This window comes from Kinneretia sp. DJ1R-11 (genome assembly GCF_025717595.1).
Taxonomy (GTDB): Bacteria; Pseudomonadota; Gammaproteobacteria; order Burkholderiales; family Burkholderiaceae_C; genus Paucibacter_A.
Window position 1 is genome coordinate 101,310 of the sequence record NZ_JAJIRR010000015.1, and the last position, 22,251, is coordinate 123,560.

Below are 22,251 nucleotides of genomic sequence, written 5' to 3' on the forward strand. Positions count from 1 at the left end.
GGCTGCGGGGGTGAAAAAAGATCGATGTGGAAGACTCAAACAGCCAGCAAGTCCAGCAAGCCACTGGCCCGCCGGGTGCGCTGGCGCAAGGCCTGGTGGAAGGTCTGGGCCTGAGGGCTGACCAGGGTGAAGAACTTGCGGGCGCGGGTGATGCCGGTGTAGACCAGCTCGCGGCTCAAGTGGCTGCCGCCCTGCTCGGGCAGCACCAGCACCGTGTGCTCGAACTCCGAGCCCTGGGATTTGTGCACCGTCATCGCAAACGCCGTCTCCACATCGTTGAGCCGGCTCACGCCGACCGAGCGCAGCTGCGGGCCGTCGAGGAAGTAGGCGCGCAAAGGGATCAGGCCCTGGGCATCGAGCAGCTTGTGCGGCTTGAGCGCGATGCCGATGTCGCCGTTGAACACACCGACGCTGGGGTCGTTGCGCGTGACCATGAGGGGCCGACCCTCGTACCACTCGCCGCGCCGGCTGAGCAGGCCCGCCTCGGCCAGGGCCCGCTCCACCGCCAGATTAATCCCCTCGGTGCCCCAGACGCCGGCCCGCACGGCGCAGAGCAGGCGAAAGCGCTCGAACTCGCCCAATACCCGACGCGCCCAGTCCTCAAAGGCCAACAGGCCCGCTTCCGCCGGCGGGCGCTGGCGCAAGGCTTGCAAATACGAGGCATAACCGCCCGGCGCACCGGGCCGGCCCTGCAGGGCCAGGCGCAAGACATCAGCCGGCTCGGGCGAGGGCAGCTGCAGCAAGGCCTGATCTTCTGCCTGCGCCATCAAGCCTTGAGCCGCCGCCACATCGCCGCGGTTGACCGCCAGGGCCAGCTGGCCGATCGGCCCACCAAAACGCCGGCTTTCGCGCAGCATCACCGTGGCCTGGGCCAGGGCTTGAGGCCGCTCGGCCTGCAAGTAGTCGGCCGGCAAGACTTGACCCGTCGCCGCCTGCGCAAAAGCCGCGGTGGCCGCGCTGTAGCCGCCACGCTCGGCCTCGCGGCAGAGATCCCCCAGCACCGCGCCGGCCTCCACCGAGGCGAGCTGGTCCTTGTCGCCCAAGAGGATCAAGCGCGCACCGGGCGGCAGGGCCTCCAGCAAGGCCGCCATCATCTCCAGATGAACCATGGACGCCTCGTCCACGATCAACACGTCCAGCTCCAGCGGATGGGCCGCATCGGCGCGGAAAGCGCGCGTGTCGGGCCTTGCGCCGAGCAAGGCATGCAGGGTGCGCGCGGGCCCGATGTGAGAGGCCAGCTCGCGCAGATCGAAGTCCGGCGCCAGCGCCTCGGCCAGGCCCTGCAGGGCCGATTCGATGGACTGCTTGAGCCGCGCTGCCGCCTTGCCCGTGGGCGCAGCCAGGGCCACGCGCAAGGTCTGGCGCTGCGGGTGGACGGCGAACAGCAGTGCGAGCAGGCGCGCGGCCGTGTAGGTCTTGCCCGTGCCCGGGCCGCCGGTGATGACGGCCAGGCGGCTGCGCAAGGCCACGGCACAGGCCAGCTGCTGCCAGTCCAGGCCCGCGGCCGGTGAGGGGAACAAACGCCCCAGCCAGGCGCGCAGCGCCGCTGTGTCGAGCCGCTCGGTCGCCGATACGCGCGCCAACACCTGGCTGGCCACACGCTGCTCGTACTGCCAGTAGCGGCGCAGATAGAGGCGCTGGCCTTGCAGCACCAGCGGGCTGTGGCTGTCGGGCGCGCCGGGCTGCCAGACCAGGGGGCTGGCCGCCAAATGCTGCGTCCACTCGACCGAGGTTTTCGGGAGGTCCAGCTCCGCCAGCCGCTGCGCCGGCTCGGCGCCCCAGCCCAGCAGATCGGGCGCATCCTCGCAGAGCTGCGCCAGGGGCAAGCAGGCATGGCCGCGCCCTTCCAGATGGCTGAGCAAGGCCACGGCCAGCAAGACGGCCGCATCGGCCTGCGGATCCAGTTCGTGCATGAAGCCGGTCAGGGCCGCATCCAGGCGGCGCAGCCACTGCTTCTGCACCCAGGTTTTCAATTCCTGCTGCAGCGCGGAAGGCGTGATCGGGTCCATGTTCATGCCTCTTCTTGCTCTTCTTCGTCTTGCGTGTCGATCAATGCCTCCAGCCCCTCCAACAGCGCCAGCGGTGGCCGCACCCACAGGCAGCCGGCCTCGGGGCCGTCCATGCCGCGCATGAAGAGGTAGAGCGCGCCGCCCAGGTGCTGGGCCGGCTCGTAATGCTCACCCAGGCGCTGGCGCAACAGGCGATGCAGGGCCAGCAGGTAGAGGGCGGCCTGCACGTCATAGCGGTGTTCGGCCATGGCGGCCTCGAGGGCCTCGTGGTCGTAATCGGCATCGCGCTCGCCCAGGGCATTGGACTTGTAGTCCAGCACCCAGAAGCGCCCGCCCTGCTCGAACACCAAGTCGGCAAAGCCCATCATCAAACCCTGCAGCGCGCGCTCGGGCAGGGCCGGGCGCGGCCGGCCGCCGAGCAGATGCTGGCGGCAGAGCGCGTCGATGGACTGTGAACTCAGCCCGCTGCTGGGGAACCAGAACTCCATTTCCGGCAGCAGCGCGTCCAGGCGCGCCAGCGAAGCGCCCTCGCTCAGCGGCGGAAGCGGTGTTTGCAGCAGGCGGCTCAGCCAGCTCAAGACCTCGTCTGACCAGTTGCCCCAGCCCTGGCGATCGCAGCGTGCCCGCAGCTGGGCTTGCAGGGACAGAGATTCGGCCAGGGCAAAGCCCTCGCCGGCCAGCCATTCCAGCTGATCGTGCAAGAAATTACCGGCGAAAGCGCCGCGGGGAAAGCGGTGCCAGGCGGGCAGCAGGCTGACACTGCTTGAAGCTTGGGTTTCAGCGGGCGCCAGCGCCGCCAGGGCCGCGGCCTCGGGGTCAGCCAGACGGTCTTCGTCGTCGCGCGCGGCGGCGTCGCTGATCAGGCGGCCGGCATCCAGGGCCGGCGCCTTGGCGCTACCCAGCGCGCGCACCAGGGCCGAGAAGCTGCTGACCGTCCAGCGGCGCTCGAACTGGGCCTCATACACCTCGGCTTCGCGCAGCGGCGGCGCCGACTCGCGCGCTTGCAGGGCGCTGCAGGGCCAGTCCGGGCGGTAGATCAGGCGGTTCAAATGAATGCCCGCCGGGTCGCCTGCGGCCAGATCCTCGGCCGAGGCCCAAAACTCCTCCGGCGTCTGCGGCACACCGCCGCCGAGCACATAGCCCAAGGCACTGCGATGCACCTGGCAGTCTTCGCTCTGCCCCACCTTCAGGGCCGAAACGCCCAGCCACAGGGCATGGCGCGCGCGGGTCAGGGCCACGTAAAAGAGGCGCAGGTCCTCGCGCTGGCGCTCCAGATCGGCGGCGGCGATCTGCTCGGCATCGGGCTCCAGATGCAGCTGCTGCTCCAGCTTGACGTAGCGCGCGCGGCGCTTGTCCACGGCGCGGAAGCTGGCGGCAAAGGGCAGGAAGACCAGTGGGTACTCCAGGCCCTTGGATTTGTGCACCGTCACCACCTTGACCAGATCGGCATCGCTCTCCAGGCGCACGATCTGCTCCTCGCCGCCGGTGCTGCCGGGCTCGGCGATCTGGGCCGCCAGCCAGCGGATCAGGGCCTGCTCGCCGTCCAGTTGGCTGCTGGCCGACTGCAAGAGCTCGGCCAGGTGCAGCACATTGGTCAAGCGGCGCTCACCGCTGACCTGCAACGTCAGGCCTGCGGCCAGCCAGCGGCTGGGCAGCCGCAAGCGGTGCAGGGTCTGGCGCAACATGCTGAGCACCCCTTGCTGCTGCCAGACGCTGTGCAAGGCCTTGAGCTGCTCGCTGCGCAGATCAAAGGCTTCGTCGTCGCGGGCCAGTTCGGCCAGCTCAACCAGGCTCAGCCCCAAGGTCGGGCTGGCCAGGGCGGCGCGCACCAGGCGGGCATCGAGCGGGGAAGCCACGGCGCGCAGCCAGGCCAGCAGGTCGCGGGCCTCATCGCTGGCGAAGACCGAATCCTTGTCCGACAGGTAGACCGAGGCCAGGCCACGGCGCCGCATGGCCTCACGCACGGCCGAGGCCTCGCGGGCATTGCGCACCAGCACGGCGATGTCGGCCGGGCGCAGGCGCTGGAAGCTGCCCTGGGTTTCATTCAAGAAACCGGCTTTCTCATCGTTGAGCAGGCCGACGATGGTCTCGGCGGAGACTTCACCAAAGCGCTGCTGGCTGGCGCGGCCGTCTTGCAAATCCAGGTCCAGCCACAGCTGCAGCGCCGGCACGGCACCGCTGCTGCAGACGAACGCCTCGCCCCGGCCGCGCGCCGCCACGGGCTGGAAGGGCAAGGGGCTGGCCTGCCCCGCACTGCCCAGCAAGAAGGCGCCGGCGTCAAAGGCCTCGGCGCGGGCGAACACGGTGTTGACCGCCTGAACCAGGGCCTGGGTCGAACGGTGGTTGGTGCCCAGCAGGTAGTGGCGCCCCTCGGTCTGGCGGCGCACATTCAGATAACTGTAAATATCGGCGCCACGGAAACCGTAGATCGATTGCTTGGGGTCGCCGATCAGCAAGAGCGTGCTGTCGCGCGCGTTGTCGGCGATGCGGTAGAGCCGGTCGAAGATGCGGGTCTGCAGCGGCGAGGTGTCCTGGAACTCATCGATCAAGGCCACTGGGTACTGCGCCCGCATGCGTTCGCGCAGGCGGCGCGCGTGCTCGCCATGCCGCCCTTCATCGAGGGCCTCGTCCAGGCGCTGCAGCATGTCGGCAAAACCGAAGCTGCCGTCCTGGCGCTTGAGCTCGGCCAGGCGATCGCGGATGTGCAGGGCCGCATGCAAGCGCAGCGGTGCGCTGGCCGAGGGCAAGGCGGCCAGGCCGGCGAGCAACTCTTCGAAGGCGGCGAACTCGGGCGGCCAGTCGGGCTCGGCAGCATCGGGCTTGAGCGCTTCTTTCATGCCGCTGAGCGGCAAGCGCTTGAGGGCCGAATCGCTGAGCTCCAGCGTCTCCTGCTCCGGGTCGAGCGCCCATTCGGCCAGGGTTTTCAGCCAGGCGGTGTAATGCCGCGTCGCCAGCTTGCGCTTGTCGAAGGCGCATTGCTTGGGCGCCAGCTGCGTGTCGATCCAGCCCTGCATGGCCTCGGCGCGCTCCACCCATCCGTCCTTCAAAAAGGCCAGCGCTTCTCTTCGACGAGCCTGCAACTGCTCGATCAGGCCACCCAGCGAGCCCGGCAGCGCCTGCTCAAAACCGGCGCCCTCACTCGCAAGTTCCAGCTCCTGAACCATCAAGGCCTGGGCATCGGCGCCCAGCGCAGCCACGCCGGGCCAGACCTCGAACACGGCATCGAGCTGTTCGCCGGCCAGCGGGTAGACCTGTTGGCGCCAGTAGTCCTGAGTGGCGCCGTCCAGCAGCAGGCGCTCGTTGGCCACCAGCTCTTCGTCGAACAGGCAGCCGCTGTCGAAGGCATGCTCGCGCAGCATGCGCTGGCACCAGGCGTCGATGGTGTGCACGGCCGCTTCGTCCATGCCCTCGGCCGCGGCGGCCAGGCGCCAGGCGGCAGCGCGGCGGCCGGGGCCTTCGGGGTAGGCCTCGAGCAGGGCTTGCAGCAGCCCATCGGGGGCAGCCATCTCGCCGCGGAACACCCGCGCCGCTTCCAGCAAGCGTGCGCGGATGCGGTCGGACAGCTCGCGCGTGGCCGCGCGGGTGAAGGTCATCACCAGAATCTCGGCCGGCAGCAAGGGACGCCCGAAGGCCGCCTCCTCGCCGCCATGGCCCAGCACCAGGCGCAGATAGAGGGCCGCAATCGTCCAGGTCTTGCCGGTGCCGGCGCTGGCCTCGATCAGGCGGCTGCCCCAGAGCGGGAAGCTCAGGGGGTCGAGGGAAATGCCCGGGGTGTTCACGATGGCGCTCATGGCTGGGGCTCAAGGTTCGACACAACGCCCTGCACGGCTTCATGCAGCTGCATCACCACGCCTTGCTCGGCCCAGGCCCGCAGAGGGCCGAATTGGCGCTGGGCCAGATCGGCAAAACGGCCGTCGGCGCTGAGCGCGGCATAGCTGGGGTAGAGGCGAGTGAGGCTCATCTCCTCGCCCTCGCCCGGCATGGCCTGGCGCCCCGCCGTGGCAAAGCCGCCGCCCTCGAACACTTCGGCCGGCTTGCCTTTTTCGGCATCGAGAAAAGCCAGCGCGGTCTTTGGCGCCAGCGGCAGCGGTTCTTGCATGCCTTGCTGCCACAGCGCGATCAGATCGGCCAGCAGGGGCTGCGCCTCCTCCCGGCTCAGCGGCTGCAGCTGCAGCCAGGCATCACGCCCGACCAGCACGCCGGGCACGGTGTCGAAACCGCAGCTGCTGGCCGCCAGCATGCGCACCCAGGGGGCGATCAGGCGCTCCATGCGCAGCGCAGGCGGCTTGCCTTTGGCTGCGGCCTTGCCGCACAGGCGGCTGGGCAGCAGCTGCAGCCAGACGCGCTCGGCAAGCAGGCCCTCGCCGGCCTGCTGCAGCCCGTCGAGCCAATCATCCAGCGGGCCCAGGCGCAGCGGGGCCTTGGGCGCGGCATCGGGGTAGTCGGCCTGCAGACGCAGCCAGCGGTCCAGCATGGGCAGGAGTTCCTCGGCCAGGCGTTGTTCCTCACGCCGGCCCAACTCGGCCATGGGCAGGCGGCCGGCGCGCTGCAGGCGGGCGGCCTGCAGGCGGATCTGCTCGGCCAGATCGCCCTGATTGAGCGGCGGCGCGCCGCTTTGCAGGCGTTGCTCCTGGGCATTGAGCACCTGATCCAGCAGACCGGCCAGCAGGCTGTGGTCTTGCAAGCCATCGAGCGCGAAGGCCTCGGCGTCCTCGCCGGCCTCGTCTTCCGCATCCTCGAAGTGCACATTGAGCCGGCGGCGGAAGAACTCGCGCACCGGATTGCGCAGAAAGGCGACCAGGGTGGCGAGCTTGAGCGGCGCTTGCTCCTCTTCAGCGGCTGCATCCATGCCCAAGGGCTCGCCGGTCACCGGCTGGGCTTGCAGATGCGCATCGCGCCACTCGCGGGCATGAGTCAAGCGGCGCGGATCGGCCGGCTGCTCGAAATAGCGGCGGCTGAAGGGCTGCAGTGGGTGCTCGGTGCTGAGCGCCTCGGGCAAGCCCTGACCCCAGCCGGCGGCCAGGTAGTCGCGCAGCTGCGAGACCAGAACCGAGGGCGGCTGCTCACTGTTGTCGCGCGCGCTGCGGCCGCTCCAGCTGATGTAGAGCTGGCGCCGCGCCGAGAGCAAGGCCTCCAGCAGCAGCTGGCGGTCGTCCAGCCGGCGTGAGCGGTCGCCCGGGCGCAGCTGGCCGGGCAGGCCCATCAAATCGAAATCGCTGCGGGTGCTGCGGCGCGGGTAGTCGCCATCGTTCATGCCCAGCAGGCAGACCACCTCGAAGGGCACGGCCCGCATGGGCATCAAGGTGCAGAAGGTGACGCCACCGGCGCGGAAGCGCTTGTTCAGGCCCGGCTCGTCCACCCCGTCCAGCCAGGCTTCGCGGGCCACGGCCAGGTCCACCGGCTGATCCACAAAACCAGCCGCCTCGCAGGCCTCCAGCCAGGCCGAGAGGCCGGCGTTCAGCGCCGCCAGGCTCAGGCGTTCGCGCTCGTCGCTGGCTTCGAAGAAAGTCTCCAGCAAGGCGCGGCCGCGCGCCGCCCACTCGGCCGGCGTGGCCAGGCTGGCGCTCTGCGCCTGCCAGTCCAGCAAGGCGCCGAGCAGATCGGCGAGCGAGCCAGCCAGATGCGCCTCCAACCCGCCGATCTCGCCGTAGGGCTCGATGCCCTGGAAAGCCTCGCCCTGGCCGCTGGCAAAGCCCAGCAGCATGCGGCGCAGGCCGAAGGCCCAGCTGTTCTGCTCGCCGCAAGCCGCCAGGCCCAGGCTGGCGCGCTGCTCGGCGTTCAGGCCCCAGCGGATGCCGGCGCCGCTGATCCACTGCGCCAGGCGCGGCAGATCGGCCGGCTCCAGGCCGAAGCGCAGGGCCAGGCCCGGCACATCGAGCAGATCGCGCAGCTCACTGGCGGTGCAGCGCGCTTGCGGCAAGCGCAGCAGCCACTCCAGCGCCACCATCAGCGGGTTGTTGCCGCGCTCGCTCAAGTCGGCAATGTCGAAAGGAATGTGGCGCGCATCGCTGCGCGCGTACTGGCCGAAGACCGAGCGGATGGCCGGCGCAAAGCCCTCGACATCGGGCAGCATGACGACGATGTCGCGCGGCTGCAGCTTCGCCGACCCCGGCGGTGGCGGCGCGGCCAGCAGGCTCAAGAGCTGGTCGTGCAGGATCTCGACCTCGCGCTGGGCACCGTGGGCGATGTGGAAGACCATGGAGCGGTCTTGCAGCACGGCCGGCTCGGGCGTGCTGCGGCCATAGCCGGCATGCTCGGCCAGGGGCACCAGGTCACGGATGCGGGCCTGCACCTGCTGCAGCAGGCTGCCGCCCTCGCCTTCCGCAGCACCTTCATCGAAGAGGTCGATCTTGGCCGCGGGAAAGCGTGCCTGGGTCTGCGCCGCGTCATCAAAGGCATCGAGCGCCCGCACAAAATCGCGGCCCTGGCGGCCCCAGGCGGCCAGCAAGGGGTGGGCGTGGGCATGCATCTCCTCCAGCGGCAGCTCGGCCAGATCGCGGCCCTGGCGCAGGGGCTGGCGGCGGCGCTGCTGAAGCAGTTGCTGACGCAGCAGCTCGCGGCCGTCGATGATGTCGGCCCAGTGGTAGCGGCAGGGGTTGGGCAGGGCCAGGATGACCTGGCAATGCCGCGCCAGGGCGGCCAGGGCCTGCAGGGTCTGCTGCGGCACATGGGTCATGCCGAACAGCACCAGGCGGCGCGGCAGGCCGCGCGGCGGCTGGCGCTCATCCAGCAAGGCCTGCATGAAGCGCTGGTGCAGCACCGGCCGGGTGCCGGCCCGCTCGGCCGCCGAGAGCGGCTGCAGCAAGGCACGCCAGAGCCAGGCCTGCCAGCGTTGATCGGGCGCCAGCGGCGGGGCCTGGCGCAGGTCCAGCTGTTCGCCCGCCGGGGCCAGCTGGGCGGGCAGCACATCGTGGCCGAGGCCCCAAGCGTCCAGCCAGTCGCTGCGGTAGATCTGGTACTGGTCGTACAGATCCGCCAGGCGCTGGGCCAGCTGCAGGCGCCGGTCCAGGCCACCGCGCTGCAAAAAATCAGCCAGCGGCGCGTAGACCTCGGCCGCTTGCGGATCGGAAGCTGCCGCTGATTCCATCAGTTCGGGCAACAAGCGCATCAGCCGCCAGGTCAGCGGCAGCTTGTCCAGCGGCGACTGCGGCGGCACCGTCTCGCGGCCCAGCAGCTGGCGGTAGCTGCGCCACATGAAGCGGGCGGGAAGCTCCACCCGAGTGGCGGCGCAAATGCCGCGCTGGCTGGCCAGCTGCATCTTCAGCCACTCGGCCACGCCATTGCTCTGCACCAGCAGCACCTCCTCTTCCAGCGGGCGCAAGGGACTGCGGCGCAGCCACTCGAACACCGCATCGCCCAGCAGCTCGGCGCGGTTGCCGTGCAGGACCAGCAGGCCGGGGGTGATGTCGGTGGATGGGAGTGCGCTCATGGAAGGGATGGGGTCTTGTTCTGGCCGAGGGTCGGCGTTCCTCGCGCCGGGCCAAATTCAAGCACAGAACTGGGTGGCCGCAAGAAAAGAGTCCGCCTAGTCCAGCGGCCATGACCTTGGGCGAGGGCGCCGCACTTGCGCACAATGCCAGCCCATGCGCATCAACGTCGACGCCTATTTGGAGCGCCTCGCCTACCGGGGCAGCAGCCAGCCCAATCTCGCCACCCTGGCCGCCCTGCAATGGGCCCATCTGCACGAGATCCCGTTCGAGAACCTCAGCATCCACAGCGGCGAAGCCATCGTCCTTGAGGAGGCCGCGCTGTTCCGCAAGATCGTCGAGCGGCGGCGCGGTGGCTTTTGCTATGAGCTGAACGGCTTGTTCGCGGCGCTGCTGCGTGAGCTGGGCTACCGCGTCAGCCTGCTGGCCGCCCGGGTGGCCGGAGCCGATGGGAACTATGGACCCGAGTTCGACCACCTCTGCCTCGCCGTAGATCTGGAAGACGGCGCCTACCTGGTCGATGTGGGTTTCGGCGATTGCTTCCTGCAGCCCCTGCCGCTCGAACCCGAAGCCCCGCCGAGCTTGCAAGGCCGCCACCACTACCGCATTCAAGCGCAGGGCGGCGTTTTCACGCTGCAGCAGCGGCAGGTCAAGCAAGAGGCCTGCGCCGTTTGGGGCGACGCGTACCGGTTCACGCTGCAGGCCCATGCTCTGATGGACTTCGAGCCCATGTGCCGCTTCCACCAGACTTCAGCCGACTCGCACTTCACGCGCAAGCGCATCTGCTCGCGGGCCACGGACGATGGCGGCCGCATCAGCCTCAGTGATCTGCGTCTGATCCAAACCTCGGCCGAAGGCCTCAAGACCGAGCACCTCTTGCCTTCGGAAGCGGCCTGTCAACAGGCCTTGCTCGACCATTTCGGAATCCAAGCATGAGCGACACGCAACAATCCACACATCAACCGCGCGGCAAGATCGTCGGCCTGGGCGGCAGTCTGCGCGAAGCCTCACGGTCTGCGGCCGCCCTGCGCGCCGGCATGGCCATGGCGGCCGAGCTGGGCATGGAATGCGAAACCCTCGATGTGCGCGAGCTGCAGCTGCCCATGTACCGGCCCGACTGGGCGCTGGCCGACTACCCAAGCGAACACCAAGCCTCGCTGCAACGCCTGGTCGCGGCCTTCCGCAGCGCCGACGCCATGCTCTGGACCTGCCCGGCCTACCACGGCGCCATGATTGGCGTATTCAAGAACGCGCTGGACTTTATGCAAGTGCTGGCCAGTGACCCAAGGCCCTATCTTCAAGGTTGTGCGGTGGGCCTGGTGAGCCTGTCCGACAGCTCACCGCTGGGCGGCATGGCCAACTGCGTGCAGGAGCTGCGCGCTTGGCTGGCACCGACGCGACTGACTCTGGACGATGGCGATTTTGATGACGCGCTGCTGCTCAGCGATGAAGCAGCACAGCGCAGGCTGCGGCGCCTGGTGGGCGAGCTGGCCGGCTTTGTGGCCAGCCGCCCTCTGCACCGCTGAAGCTCAGGCCTTGGCCGGCAGCGGCTTCTTGTTCTTCTCGGCCAGCATCTTGATCAAGCCATCGATGCCGTTGGCGCCGACTTCCTGCGCAAAGGGGTTGCGGTAGGTCTGCACCATGGAGGCACCGAGCACATTGAAGTCCCAGATCTTCCAGATGCCGGCTTCCGACTTCTCCAGGCTGTAATTCAGCTGCAACGGCTCGCCCTTACCGACGATCTGGGTCTTGATCTCGACGTGGCCGCCATCGGCCGCGCCCGGGCGCAACGGCAGCTGGCGGATAGTCTGGTCCTTGAACTGCGAGAGCGCGCCGGCATAGACGCGCAGGAGCAAGCCTTTGAACTCGGTCTTCAAGCGCTCACGCTGCTCGGGCGTGGCCTGATTCCAGTGTCGGCCCACAGCGCTTTTCGTGGTCTTGTCGAAATCGACATGGGGCATGATCTTCTCGTCGACCAGCTGGACAATGCGCTGCAGGTCGCCGGCCTGAATCGCCTTGTCTGCCTTGATGGCCTCCACGGTTTCCTGCGACAGCTGACGAATCAAGGTGTCGGGCGCGCTGGCATCAGCGGCCAAAGACAAGCCCGGGTTGATGGCCATCAGTGCCAGCAAGCCCGAGGCCAAGGCGGCGCGGCCGCGGCGGGCCAAGCTGGAGGTGGAGGGGGATGCGTCTTTCATGGCGAACCGTTTCCTTCTGGTGCGCCCGGGCAAAGGCCCCGGCGGTGCCGAAACGGCAGCGGCCCTGCCCTTTGCAGGCGCCAGCCGACTCGGCGGACAGCCGATTCTGAAAGCAAGGCGCCAAAAACAACAGCACAGCAACGGCAGTGCCGCGCGGCGCGCTCCTGAGCAGCGCGAGGCGCCCCCTCAAGAAGCTGCCAGGGTCAGGTCATGCCTGACTTCGAAGCCGGACGGCAAGCCAGACAGTCCCATTGTGCTCTTACGAGCAAAGTCTGCGCTCCAGATCAGCCCGCTCTGGTGTGCGACAGCCGCGTCACAAAACGTCGTGACATGTCGCACACAGCGCGCCGGATGTCTTTGACACTGCAGTCCTGGGCAGCCAAGCCTCCCCTCTCTTTTTTGATCCTCGACCAGGAACATGCCATGACATCCAAACTTCATGCCCTCTGTGGCGCCGCACTGCTGGCACTGGCCCCACTGGCCCAGGCCGATCTCGTCAGCTGGAGTTTCCAAGGCCAGCTCATTGGCGTGGGAAGCACGTCAAGCCACCAGCTGGGCGACGGCTTTCAGGCGGTGGTGAACTTCGACACGGCAGCCAAGGAACTGACGCCCGTCAATCCCAACCGGCATTCGCTCGACATTTCAGCCCTGACGATCCGCTACCAGATCGGCACAGACAGCTGGCAGCAGCTGGACGCCAGCGCCGGGGGCTTGATCTATGTGCGCGACAACCAGCTCAACCCCCCGGACCCCACGGGGCCGCTGGTGGACGGCCTGACATTTCAGCTCGGTGCCGTCTCGCTGATCCTGCGTTGGAGTGACTTGAACGCCATTGACTACAGCCAGGGCCTCTTGCCCAGCACGCCGCCAGCGCTGACCCAGGTGGTGGCTCAGCAGTTTCAGGAGAACAGCCAGGGCCTGACCGGGCGGATTGACACCGTGAGCGCAGTCCCTGAACCCGAGTCCTATCTGATGTTGCTGGCGGGCCTGGGCCTGATCGGCGCCCTGACGAAGCGCCGCGCCCAGCAGCCGGGCTGAGAGCCTGGAGAGGCGCCGCATTCAGCGATCCCGCACATGGGGATTGCTGCGCCGCTCGGCGCCAAAGCTGCTTTCCGGGCCGTGGCCGGGGATGAACACCGTCTCGTCGCCCATGGGCCAGAGCCGCTCGCGAATCGAGGCCAGCAGCGTGCCATGGTCGCCGCCGGGAAAATCAGTGCGGCCGATGCTGCCGGCGAACAGCACATCGCCGACGAAGGCGCGCGCAATCGCCGGCGAATGAAATACCACATGGCCAGGTGTGTGGCCGGGGCAGTGACGCACATTCAAGGTCTGGCGGCCAATCTGCACGGTGTCGCCATCGGCCAGCCAGCGCGTCGGCGCGAAGGGCTCCGCGGCTGGGAAGCCGAACATCTGACTTTGCTGCGCCAGGCCATCGATCCAGAACTGATCACCCGGATGCGGGCCGATGATGGGCAGCTGCAACTCACGCGCCAGCTGCCCGGTGCCGCCGGCATGATCGATATGAGCATGGGTCAACCAGATCGCCTTGAGCGTGAGCCCTTGCTGCTGCACCGCCGCCCGGATACGCAGAAGGTCCCCGCCGGGGTCGATCACGGCCGCGTCCATCGTCTGATCACACCAGACCAGGGAACAGTTCTGCTGGAAAGCGGTCACGGGGATGGTTTGATAGCGCAAGGTCATGGCAGGAGGAGGCTGAGAACAAAGTTTCGAAGTTACTGTCAAATTATCGAAGTCTTGGGGGGTGACCGGCCAGGCGATGTGGCCAAAGTTTCGAAGCCTGGCGTCACAGTTGGGAAAGGTAGCTGATTGGAAGCGCCAGGAGGCGCGTAAACGGCGTGGAGAAGACTCGGGGGGCCTGACTGCTTGAGGCTGGTCAAAGCCACTCGCGGCCGGCGGTCTAAGCAGCTGCTTCGATCAGCAGCGACCATTCGACTGGCGGTGCAACGTAGGGCCGCTGCTCATCTGAGACCAGCCGTTCGACAAGTAGCGATCGAGGTTCGATCCTGAGCGCCCCGTCCAGCGCATGTCACCTGGCCGGAGCCTACCCGAAGCGGCTGAACGAAATGTCGAGCTGCTGCCCTCTATTCTGTCTGTCCCGGCCGTCTGGCTACGAGCTTCGCTGCCTTCTTTGCTTCCCGTTCCGCCTTCGCCTTCTCGACTGCTTTCTGCTTCGCGAACTGGCGTACATCCTCAGAGCCTGGCTCATGGAAGAAGGTCATTCGGTCTTCCAGCGATGACTGAAATCTGGCCAATTCCAGCAATAGATCAGAGTACCGGCGCTCACGGATGCTCCACTGCTGCTGGGTCAGCCATTGAGCGCCAGAAAGCGCTGAACGGATTGCTTCAGTGTCTTGCGTTGTCCGCTTCAGTTGCTCTCTCAGTGCAGCAAAGCCTCGCTCGGCAGCCTTACGCATGTCGCACCCGATGCATATTTTGGTTAATGACTTCGCGATCAGAAGCTTCCGTGAGACCGCAGACAAGGACTACATCGCTGCAAGAATGGCTTACAGAGCCCGGCTGATTCAGCCGTTCCTGTGGTCTGCCCTGCACTGCCTGGAGAAGTACCCTGAGATGTCGATGCCCTTTGGCATGTACTGCCGAAACAATCCATTCGTGTTCTCGTTGCTACCTCGTTGCCATGGGCTCTGCAGATCGCAAAAGAAGACTTGGATATCGGTGGCCATCGTGAAGCTCTTGTGCGCGGCCATCTCCTTGCCTCGATCCCACGTCAGTGATTTGTAGAGTTCCTGAGGCAGCTTGCGAGCATTTTTGATCAGGGCGTTGACAACGGTCCCAGTGTCCTTGCCGCCCACCTTCACCAATATCACGTATCGCGTCTGACGCTCAACCAGCGTCGCGATCTGACTGTTGTCGCTGCCGAAGACCAAGTCACCTTCCCAGTGACCAGGCACGGCTCACGATTCATCACGGTGTCTCGTTCGTCCTTCAAGCTGACCGGTTAAATTTCAGGCGCTCGTAGCGCCACACAGACCCAGGACCTGATCATGACCCGCACCCGTGCAACGACACCAAGCCTCCACCCCGCTCAGGTTCGCTCGGAAGCCGCGCTCAAGGTGCCTGGCAAGATCGTGGCGGTTCAATGGCTGAGAAAGTCACATGGTTGGATCGGACTGTGGGGGGCCAGCCTGGGCTTGCTCTTCGGCTTCAGTGGCATCTGGTTGAATCACCGCGCCGTGTTGAAGCTGCCTGATATGGCTCAGCAGCGCAACAGCGAACAAGTGCCCCTGCCCAGCCCTTCCCCAGCCAATGCTGAAGCCATGGCGCAATGGCTGCAACAGCACCTGCGGACCGTAGCGCCTGCCAGTTCCATTCGCACAGACAAAGCTAAACCTGTGCCTTGGGCAGAAGACGCCGAGGGTGGTCAAGTTCTGATGCAACCTGAGCGCTGGACCGTGAGCTTTGCAGGCCCCAAGCTCAGCTTGCAAGCCGAGTATTGGCGCGGCAACAAAACGGTCAATGTGCGCCGCACCGAAAATGGTCTGCTGGCCACGCTGACGCAATTGCACAAGGGAAGCGGCATGACAGCACCGTGGATCTTGCTGGTTGACACACTGGCGGGCAGCATCATGCTGCTGTCGCTCTCAGGTGTTGCGCTGTGGATGTTGACCCATCGCCGCCGCGCCGTCGGCTTGGCGATTTTGGGCAGTGCACTGAGCCTGACACTGGCCTTGGCGCTGAGCTGAGCTGGGCGGCCTTCACTGCGCCATTGATACAGGCATGAATCAGTGGTGGCGCGCTTGACGCGCCACCGTTTCAAATCAAAAGCAGGCCACCCAAATCTGGTAGCTGTTGCCCTGGGTCTGCAAGCCAGCTGGGGACTGCGGAAACGCCGCGGCCTGCACTGCCTTGATGGCGGCTCGATCAACCGCACCCAGACCACTGCCTTGCACGATGCGGATGGCCGATGCGACACCGTCCTGCAGCGTGAACTCCACGCGCGCACGCCCCTTGAAGTTCAAGGCATGGGCTGGAGCAGGCACCTCAAACGCAGCCTGCACCGCGGCAGCCAATTTGGCGTTGTAAGCCGGAGCCAGGTCTTGCGCCACCGGTGCCGGTGCTTGCGCCACGGGCGCGGGCGCCGGGGGTGTACTGAAGGCTTGCGGAACTGCCTGAGGCGCCGGTTCGACAGGGGCTGCTTGAACCACCGGTGTTGCTGGCGTTGGGGTCTGCTGCTGCACGTGCTGTGTGACCGGCTGCACCTGACGAACCACTTGCGGCGTCACCGGGCTTACCGAGGGCAGCGGTGGTCGTGGAGGAGCAGGTAGCTCAGGTGTCGGAGCATCGGGCAAGGGCTCGATCATCAGGGGCACGCTTTCAATATGCGGAATGACTTTGGGTTGGCTGACCGCAAAGACCAGCCCTCCAATCAGCAAAGATTCCAGCAGCAAAGCGGCGCTCAAGGCTCGTATGGGTTTGGATTTCCTCGAGTGTTGAACCTGAATTTGCCCAGCTTGCAATGGCCGTTCTGGCTGCGATGCAACTCCCGCCGTGGGGATGCCCAGGTCCAACGCAGCACTCAGGCTTCCATTCATTCCGAGCTCTGGCGCGCAGCCAGTCCAATTTGAGTGGCACCACCTTTACGCACGGCATCGATCACATGCATCACTTGTTGCAGGGATGCATCCTCACCTCCCGCAATGGTGACGGCCAGCTTTGCGGCATCGCGGCCGCGGACGAGCGCCGTAAGGCTGGCATCGTCCGTGGCTTGCCCGTCAACGAAAACATGTCCTCCAGCACGGATCTCAATCAGCAATTTGGGCGCCGGCATCACGCTAGCGGTGCTGCTGGTCGGCAGTTTGCTGACCTGGCCCGTGGTCGGAATCATTCGCAAGGTCATCATCGCGAAGAACACCAGCAGGAACAGCATGATGTCGATCATCGGGATGATCTCGATGCGGGCCTTGCGAGTTTCAAAGTAACGCATGAAATGAACGCCTTCTTATTGGGACCTAAGCTGCGACCTCAAGCCGCACGCAAGCTGGAGCGACCATCTTGCTGCTGCGGTGGGCCGAAGCGACGGTTCAGCAACATCACCTTGATGGTTTCCATCTGATGGACGATGACGCGGACCTTGGTACTCAGCCAGTTGAAGAAGATCAGGCCGATCATCGCGATCGCCAGGCCAGAGGCTGTGGCAATCAGCGCTTCCGCGATACCGCCAGTCACCTGGCTGGCGCCGTTTTGCACATCACCCAGTACCGAGAAGGCGCCGAACATGCCGATGATGGTGCCAAACAGTCCCAGCAAAGGCGCCAGTGTGATGACGGTGTCCAGCAACCACAGTGAACGATCCAAGGTCGGCACCTCACGCATGACTGCTTCCTCCAGATGGCCCGCGCAACTGTCGCGCTCGGCATCGGGCGGCTCAATCAGAGCGGCCTGGAACAGGCTTATGTGCGGCAGCTTGGCATGCTGACGCAAAGCCAGTTGCATGGGCTCGGCATGGGTTGGCGTGTTGGCATGCAGCAATGCAATCAGGGCATCGCCCCCAGACTGCATCTTGGACAGATAGTGGCTGCGCTCGATGATCACCGTCAATGCGATCAGCATCAACAGTGCCATCAAATACAGCGTGCCCCCTGATTGATTGGCCAGCTCCAAAATCTTACTCAGGCTCATGGTCAGAACTCCATCTTCACCGACAATTGCACGCTGCGCGGCGCCTGATAGGTGTAAGTGTCAATCACCAGCGTCTTGCCAACGCTGATGGCCGTGACCGATTGGTCGTTGAGCAGGTTGAACACGTTCAACTGCAGTTTCAGACCCTTGCCAAAGGGACTGGCTGACTTGAAGTCATAAGCCATGCCGAAGTCCAGGCTGCCGTATGCCGGTGTTTGGTAGTAGTCATAGAACGCCACACCGCCGATGGCCGGCTTGCTGGCGTCATAGTTGGCCTGACGGATCTTGCCTGTGCGCTTGTAGATCAGGGAGCCCGACCATTCATCACGGCTGTACAGCGTGCCCAATGCGGCGGTCATTTCCGGCGCGCCAGCGATTTGTCGGTCGGTGTCGTTGGCCTTGGCCTGATTGACCGAACCGTTGGCGTAAGCAGAGAAACCGCCACCCATCACATAGGCCATCTGCGCTTCAATGCCTTGATACTTGGCACCACCGAGGTTGATGAAGGCGGCGGCGGCACCCGCCAAGCCGTTGGAGACCAGCTTGTTCTTGAAGTCAATGCGATAGACGTTGAAGTCCCATGTCATGGCGTCGGACTTGCCCACCAGACCCAGTTGGTAGTTGGTCGAGGTTTGGGGCGCAGTGCTGTTCTTGCTGGGGTCAACGATGTAGAAGGTGCTCAGCGAAGGAATGACAAAGCCCTTGGCGTACTGCGCGTAGACCGACAGGCCATCGTTGATGCGATGGTTGGCGCTCAGGAACGGCAGCGTGGCGTGATATGTCTTGTCTGCCGTGGCGTTCAGGGCACGGGTCGTGGCACCGACTTGCGAGTTGGCCGTGCGGGTGATGTTGACGGACTTCACGCCTGGGGTGACGGTGGTCTCGGGCGAGAGCTTCCACTCAAACTCAGCAAAAGGCTGCATGTTGCGGATGGTCGAGTGCTCTTCGTAGCTGACGCTGTCGATGGGGCGATCGCTACCCACCAAAGTAGCTGCATTGACCGGCGACTCTTTACGGTTGTACAGGCCTGTCGTCAGGTCCAGATCGTAGAGGTGGCGATCGGTCGATGCATGCTCGATCCAAAGGCCCATACGGGCCAGACCGATCGAGGTCTGCTTGGTCACCTTGGCGATGTCACCCACCACGCGGTACTTGTTCAGCTTGTCGTAGCCGGGCACGTTGCCAACGATCTTGGTACGCGTCAGCGAGTTCGTCACACGGGGGTCAGCGCCCGCACCATCAGTGCCTGTCCAGGTCGTGACATCGGCGGAGGTCGATTGGTTGTCGTAGGCGTAGGTGTAGAGCTGGTTGTCGCTGTTCCAACCATCGCCCCAAGCGCTGCGAAGGCGCAGGTACCCAAAATCAGTATCCTTATCAGAGACGTTGTAGCCGATGTAGTTCAGGCTTTTGGGGTCGTCATTGAGCAGGAAGTTCTTGCCAAACTTGGCGACCTGCGACAAGGTTCGAACGGCCACGTCGGGCTGGTGATAGCTGTTCTTGTTGATCGATGCAAAGGCGGTCAGCAGGTGCGCGTCGCCGAGCGGGCGCTCAGTTTTGACCGTGAGGTTGTCGCTCTTAATTGGGCTGTAGCTGAGGTAGCCGTCCGACTTCATGTGCTGATAGTTCAGCTGCAGTGTGGCGTCGCCGTAGTTCTCCAGGCGGCCGCTTTCATAGCCCATGCCAATCAGGCTGGTGTTCCAGCTGCCGAAGGTGCCAAAGGCACTGAAGGATGACTTCTCGGCCGGCTTTTTCGAGAACAGGTCAATAGAGCCGCCGAAGGTGGCATAGCCCAGGTTGCTGGCATTGCCAGGACCGCGTTCGATCACGGCGCCGCCAATGATCGCCGCCGGGAAGAAGGAGGTGGAGTGGTGCGAGGGGCCATTGGTGTCGCCCCAAGGGATGCCGTCAAAGGTGACGTTGTATTCGCCGTCCTTGAAGCCGCGCAAGGTGGTCTTGGTCTCGCTCAGGCCAGGGCCGTTGGACGAGTCACCCGAGAGGCTGGGTGCGATGTTGACCAGGCGGCTGTACTCGGCAGTGGGTGCGACGGACAGGTCGATGAACTCGCGCGTGATGATCGATTGCGGCTGTGTCGCTTGCAAGCTGGCCTGTGTTGGTGCCACGGCACTGGCGGTGCCCTTGCGTGCCTCGTCAGGACGGTATGCCCCCGCGGCTGTGGTGGCACCGATGGTGCCAAGATCCGTGCTGGCGCTCGTGTTGCCAGTGGCTGCACTGGCTGCACTGGCTGCACTGGCTGCACTGGCTGCGGCAGCAGGCGCAGCAGGCGCGGCGGCTTGACCAAACACCAACGGCGTGGCACCGGCGGCAAGGCCGATCAACAAGCACTGGCTGAGGTGAATGGCAAGGGGGGTACGGCGCGGGGTGTAAGGGGTTTGCATGATCGAGTGGGGCTGGAGTGCGGGATTGTTGTGATCGGTGGAGTCACGGCGAAGCGGCTTGCAATGCCTCGGTGCTGACTCAGGCAAGCCGCAGATGGTCGGCCGATTCAGTGACAGATCCGTGATCGTTTGAACAAATTGCTAGTCATGATTCAGCAGCATTTCTTTACCTTGATGCACACCTGCGATGTCACGGCATGGACACGCACGGAGCCGACAGTGCGGACCGCTAAAGCCACTGTGTTCTGTGCCGGGAGGTACAGCGCGCAGTGACTCAACTTGCTCCTTCCCAAGCCGCGGCATCGTGCCGTCGACACCATGAAAAAGATGCCAATGAAATTGCCCGTGTTGATGCTGTGCGGCCTGGCTTGTGCCTGTGCGCAAGCTCGTGATCCAGCCTATGTGGCGCCTGAACTGTTGCGTGGACCACAGATCCTGCCGTCGGCCCCCGCGGCCGATTCGGCCATCACACAAGCAGAGCTGATCGAGCTGCGACAACTCGCGGCTCAACGCACGCCAGCGCAGGTTGAAAAGGTCCGTGCCGATGAGCAGGACGAAACTCTGTTCCTGTTCCAAACCGTGCTGGGTGAACGCTTCAACGCCAAGTCACTGCCCCTGACGGCGGCGCTATCGGCCAAGGTCAAGGGCGATGCCGGACTGGCTGGCGGCCCCGCCAAAAAGGCATTCCAGCGGGCTCATCCCTATCACCTGGACAAAACGCTGAACCCGGTGTGCGAAACCAAGGAGCGCGCGGACTCCTACCCCAGCGGTCACACGCTGGCCGGCTATTGGCTGGCGCTGACGCTGATCGACATGGTGCCGGAGAAGCGGGACGCCATCCTGGCCCGCGCTGCTGACTTTGCTCAAGCTCGCCTGATTTGCGGCGTCAATTTCCCCAGCGATCTGCAGGCCAGCAGATTGCTGGCCTACAGCGGCTACGCACTGATGGCGCAGAACCCTCAGTACCAGCGAGACATGGTCGCCGCCCGCAACGAGACTCGCCGGGCACTGGGCCTTGCTTCACTCACTCAATAAGTCACGACATCCGAGCCACTCATGAAAACACTCAAGCAACTGGGCCTGTGCTTGCCCCTGGCCATTGCGCTGTCAGCCACTCAGGCACAAGGGATCGACCCCTTTGTCGTCAAACCGTATTTGCAAATCGGCAAGCAGCCGTCAGCAAGCACACTGCAATTGATGTGGCATGGCAACGACACTGATGCGACGAGCGATTGGTCGGTTGAAGTGCAAGCCGCCGAAGGCGGTACGTGGAAGCCTGCGGACGCACCACAAATGCGCCGCGTCGCCGTGGCTGGCGTGGCCCCTCGCAAAGTTTTTGATGTGGCGCTAGCGGACCTGCAGCCTGGCAGCCGCTTCAACTATCGGGTGCTGAAAGCGGGCAAGCCCGTGTTCAATGCCGAAGCACTGGCGCCGAAGTCGGCCGAGCAAGGCTTCCGTTTCGTCGCGTTCGGCGACGTCGGCGCTGGCACGGCCGAACAAAAGGCCATGGCACTACGCGCCTATCAAGAGAAGCCTGACCTGGTCGTTGTGCCGGGCGACATCGTCTATGAATACGGTTTGGTGTCCGAATACGACAAGAACTTCTGGCCGACCTACAACACCGAACACGTCGGTGGCGTGCCGCTGATGCGCCGCGTGCCCATGGTGACGGTGCCCGGCAATCACGACATCGACAACCGTGACCTGAACAAGTACCCCGACGGCCTTGCCTACTACTTCTTCTGGGATCAGCCCTTGAACGGCCCGCAAGGCGCCGAAGGCGGCCCGATCGTGCCACCCTTGAACGCCAATGAGGCCAATCGCAAGGCCTTCCTGGATGCTGCTGGGCCTGCCTATCCCCGCATGGCCAACTACTCGTTCAACTACGGCAACACACATTGGACTGTGTTGGACTCCAACCCCTATGTGGACTGGACCAATGCAGAGTTGCTGGACTGGGTGGCCAAGGACCTTGCGGCTGCGGCTGGGGCCACCTGGCGCTTTGTGACCTTCCACCACCCTGGCTTCAATTCGTCTAACGAGCATTTGGAGCAGCAACACATGCGCCTGCTGTCGCCCATCATGGAAGCGGGTAAGGTCGACATCGTTTTCAATGGCCACCTGCACAACTACCAGCGCTCCTATCCCTTGAGCTTTGTTCCTCAAAAGAAGGGCACGCTGCTGGTTGGTGGGCGCGATGGTAAGACCATCCGTGGTCGTGTCGTCAATGGCCGCTGGGTGTTGGACAAATCCTTTGATGGCAAGAGCAATACCCATCCCAGGGGCATCATCTATGTCGTCACCGGCGCCGGCGGCAAGGAGCTCTACAACGTCGAGCAGCACAACGACCCGGACTCTTGGCAGAAATTCACCGACAAGTTCATCTCCAATGAACACTCGTTGACAGTGGTCGATGTGCAAGGCAAGTCGCTGACGTTGCGTCAATTGAACGCGGCAGGAACTGAACTCGACAAGTTCACCGTCAGCAAGTAAGCCCGCCCCGGACAGCCCGGCATGCGTCCGGGCTGCGCACTGCAGCGCCGAGCCCGCATGCCTGCGG

General features: G+C 65.0%; 16 protein-coding genes and 1 pseudogene. 6 read left to right on the plus strand and 11 right to left on the minus strand.

Annotated elements, in window-relative coordinates:
• Positions 1-35: 35 nt before the first annotated feature.
• Genes recD through recC form a run of 3 tightly spaced genes read right to left on the minus strand, consistent with a single transcriptional unit; the run spans position 36 to position 9,438 of the window.
• Positions 36-2,015 carry an exodeoxyribonuclease V subunit alpha gene (gene recD / locus LNV23_RS20760; RefSeq protein WP_411910608.1) on the minus strand — a complete coding sequence of 660 codons (1,980 nt, stop codon included), beginning with the start codon at positions 2,013-2,015 and terminating at the stop codon, positions 36-38.
• A complete protein-coding gene (gene recB, locus LNV23_RS20765) occupies positions 2,012-5,800 on the minus strand; it encodes an exodeoxyribonuclease V subunit beta (RefSeq protein WP_263564739.1) in 3,789 nt (1,262 codons plus the stop codon). Before recB ends, recD begins: the two co-directional genes overlap by 4 nt.
• Positions 5,797-9,438: an exodeoxyribonuclease V subunit gamma gene (gene recC / locus LNV23_RS20770; protein WP_263564740.1), complete on the minus strand. Its 3,642-nt coding sequence runs from the start codon at positions 9,436-9,438 to the stop codon at positions 5,797-5,799. The genes recB and recC overlap by 4 nt, the downstream gene beginning before the upstream one ends.
• A gap of 154 nt (positions 9,439-9,592) precedes the next feature.
• Between recC and LNV23_RS20775 the strand changes: the two genes are divergently transcribed.
• Together LNV23_RS20775 and LNV23_RS20780 are read left to right on the plus strand one after the other, a co-directional pair.
• Positions 9,593-10,372, plus strand: coding sequence for an arylamine N-acetyltransferase family protein (locus tag LNV23_RS20775; protein ID WP_263564741.1), 780 nt, complete (start codon positions 9,593-9,595; stop codon positions 10,370-10,372).
• A complete protein-coding gene (locus LNV23_RS20780; RefSeq protein ID WP_263564742.1) occupies positions 10,369-10,962 on the plus strand; it encodes an NADPH-dependent FMN reductase in 594 nt (197 codons plus the stop codon). The genes LNV23_RS20775 and LNV23_RS20780 overlap by 4 nt, the downstream gene beginning before the upstream one ends.
• A gap of 3 nt (positions 10,963-10,965) precedes the next feature.
• On the opposite strand, the gene LNV23_RS20785 is transcribed toward LNV23_RS20780, so the two are convergent.
• Positions 10,966-11,634, minus strand: coding sequence for an MlaC/ttg2D family ABC transporter substrate-binding protein (locus tag LNV23_RS20785; RefSeq protein WP_263516955.1), 669 nt, complete (start codon positions 11,632-11,634; stop codon positions 10,966-10,968).
• A gap of 423 nt (positions 11,635-12,057) precedes the next feature.
• Between LNV23_RS20785 and LNV23_RS20790 the strand changes: the two genes are divergently transcribed.
• Positions 12,058-12,672, plus strand: coding sequence for a PEP-CTERM sorting domain-containing protein (locus LNV23_RS20790; RefSeq protein ID WP_263564743.1), 615 nt, complete (start codon positions 12,058-12,060; stop codon positions 12,670-12,672).
• Between the two features lie 21 nt (positions 12,673-12,693).
• Here LNV23_RS20790 and LNV23_RS20795 read toward each other — a convergent pair whose 3' ends face one another.
• From LNV23_RS20795 to LNV23_RS20805, 3 genes and pseudogenes are all read right to left on the minus strand, one after another.
• Positions 12,694-13,335, minus strand: a complete 642-nt coding sequence (locus LNV23_RS20795) for an MBL fold metallo-hydrolase (RefSeq protein WP_263564744.1) — start codon at positions 13,333-13,335, stop codon at positions 12,694-12,696.
• Positions 13,336-13,736: 401 nt separating this feature from the next.
• Complete coding sequence (locus LNV23_RS20800; RefSeq protein WP_263564745.1) at positions 13,737-14,069, minus strand: hypothetical protein; 333 nt, start codon at positions 14,067-14,069, stop codon at positions 13,737-13,739.
• Positions 14,070-14,177: 108 nt separating this feature from the next.
• Positions 14,178-14,570: pseudogene (locus tag LNV23_RS20805) on the minus strand (IS30 family transposase); the annotation flags it as partial.
• 90 nt (positions 14,571-14,660) lie between these two features.
• Between LNV23_RS20805 and LNV23_RS20810 the strand changes: the two are divergent.
• Positions 14,661-15,359, plus strand: coding sequence for a PepSY-associated TM helix domain-containing protein (locus LNV23_RS20810; protein ID WP_263564746.1), 699 nt, complete (start codon positions 14,661-14,663; stop codon positions 15,357-15,359).
• 75 nt (positions 15,360-15,434) lie between these two features.
• Here LNV23_RS20810 and LNV23_RS20815 read toward each other — a convergent pair whose 3' ends face one another.
• The 4 genes from LNV23_RS20815 to LNV23_RS20830 all read right to left on the minus strand — a co-directional run bounded on the left by LNV23_RS20815 (position 15,435) and on the right by LNV23_RS20830 (position 19,691).
• Positions 15,435-16,076, minus strand: coding sequence for a TonB family protein (locus LNV23_RS20815; RefSeq protein WP_263564747.1), 642 nt, complete (start codon positions 16,074-16,076; stop codon positions 15,435-15,437).
• Positions 16,077-16,204: 128 nt separating this feature from the next.
• Positions 16,205-16,600, minus strand: coding sequence for an ExbD/TolR family protein (locus LNV23_RS20820; protein ID WP_263564748.1), 396 nt, complete (start codon positions 16,598-16,600; stop codon positions 16,205-16,207).
• Between the two features lie 38 nt (positions 16,601-16,638).
• A complete protein-coding gene (locus LNV23_RS20825; protein ID WP_263564749.1) occupies positions 16,639-17,295 on the minus strand; it encodes a MotA/TolQ/ExbB proton channel family protein in 657 nt (218 codons plus the stop codon).
• 2 nt (positions 17,296-17,297) lie between these two features.
• Complete coding sequence (locus LNV23_RS20830) at positions 17,298-19,691, minus strand: TonB-dependent receptor (RefSeq protein WP_263564750.1); 2,394 nt, start codon at positions 19,689-19,691, stop codon at positions 17,298-17,300.
• Positions 19,692-20,024: 333 nt separating this feature from the next.
• On the opposite strand from LNV23_RS20830, the gene LNV23_RS20835 reads away from it, so the two are divergent.
• Positions 20,025-20,726 (plus strand): phosphatase PAP2 family protein, encoded by a 702-nt coding sequence (locus tag LNV23_RS20835; RefSeq protein WP_263564751.1) that lies wholly within the window; start codon positions 20,025-20,027, stop codon positions 20,724-20,726.
• A 21-nt stretch (positions 20,727-20,747) separates the two neighbouring features.
• The gene (locus LNV23_RS20840; protein ID WP_263564752.1) at positions 20,748-22,184 is read left to right on the plus strand and encodes a metallophosphoesterase; all 1,437 of its coding nucleotides are present in this window, start codon (positions 20,748-20,750) and stop codon (positions 22,182-22,184) included.
• Positions 22,185-22,251: the final 67 nt, after the last annotated feature.

Excerpts from the sequence above, each read along its gene's own strand:
- LNV23_RS20785 (WP_263516955.1), bottom strand. The coding sequence starts at position 11,634 with ATGAAAGACGCATCCCCCTCCACCTCCAGCTTGGCCCGCCGCGGCCGC.
- LNV23_RS20825 (WP_263564749.1), bottom strand. The coding sequence starts at position 17,295 with ATGAGCCTGAGTAAGATTTTGGAGCTGGCCAATCAATCAGGGGGCACG.
- LNV23_RS20835 (WP_263564751.1), top strand. The coding sequence starts at position 20,025 with ATGAAATTGCCCGTGTTGATGCTGTGCGGCCTGGCTTGTGCCTGTGCG.
- recB (WP_263564739.1), bottom strand. The coding sequence starts at position 5,800 with ATGAGCGCCATCGTGAACACCCCGGGCATTTCCCTCGACCCCCTGAGC.
- LNV23_RS20780 (WP_263564742.1), top strand. The coding sequence starts at position 10,369 with ATGAGCGACACGCAACAATCCACACATCAACCGCGCGGCAAGATCGTC.
- LNV23_RS20800 (WP_263564745.1), bottom strand. The coding sequence starts at position 14,069 with ATGCGTAAGGCTGCCGAGCGAGGCTTTGCTGCACTGAGAGAGCAACTG.
- LNV23_RS20820 (WP_263564748.1), bottom strand. The coding sequence starts at position 16,600 with ATGCGTTACTTTGAAACTCGCAAGGCCCGCATCGAGATCATCCCGATG.
- recC (WP_263564740.1), bottom strand. The coding sequence starts at position 9,438 with ATGAGCGCACTCCCATCCACCGACATCACCCCCGGCCTGCTGGTCCTG.
- LNV23_RS20795 (WP_263564744.1), bottom strand. The coding sequence starts at position 13,335 with ATGACCTTGCGCTATCAAACCATCCCCGTGACCGCTTTCCAGCAGAAC.
- recD (WP_411910608.1), bottom strand. The coding sequence starts at position 2,015 with ATGAACATGGACCCGATCACGCCTTCCGCGCTGCAGCAGGAATTGAAA.
- LNV23_RS20775 (WP_263564741.1), top strand. The coding sequence starts at position 9,593 with ATGCGCATCAACGTCGACGCCTATTTGGAGCGCCTCGCCTACCGGGGC.
- LNV23_RS20830 (WP_263564750.1), bottom strand. The coding sequence starts at position 19,691 with ATGCAAACCCCTTACACCCCGCGCCGTACCCCCCTTGCCATTCACCTC.
- LNV23_RS20840 (WP_263564752.1), top strand. The coding sequence starts at position 20,748 with ATGAAAACACTCAAGCAACTGGGCCTGTGCTTGCCCCTGGCCATTGCG.
- LNV23_RS20810 (WP_263564746.1), top strand. The coding sequence starts at position 14,661 with ATGACCCGCACCCGTGCAACGACACCAAGCCTCCACCCCGCTCAGGTT.
- LNV23_RS20790 (WP_263564743.1), top strand. The coding sequence starts at position 12,058 with ATGACATCCAAACTTCATGCCCTCTGTGGCGCCGCACTGCTGGCACTG.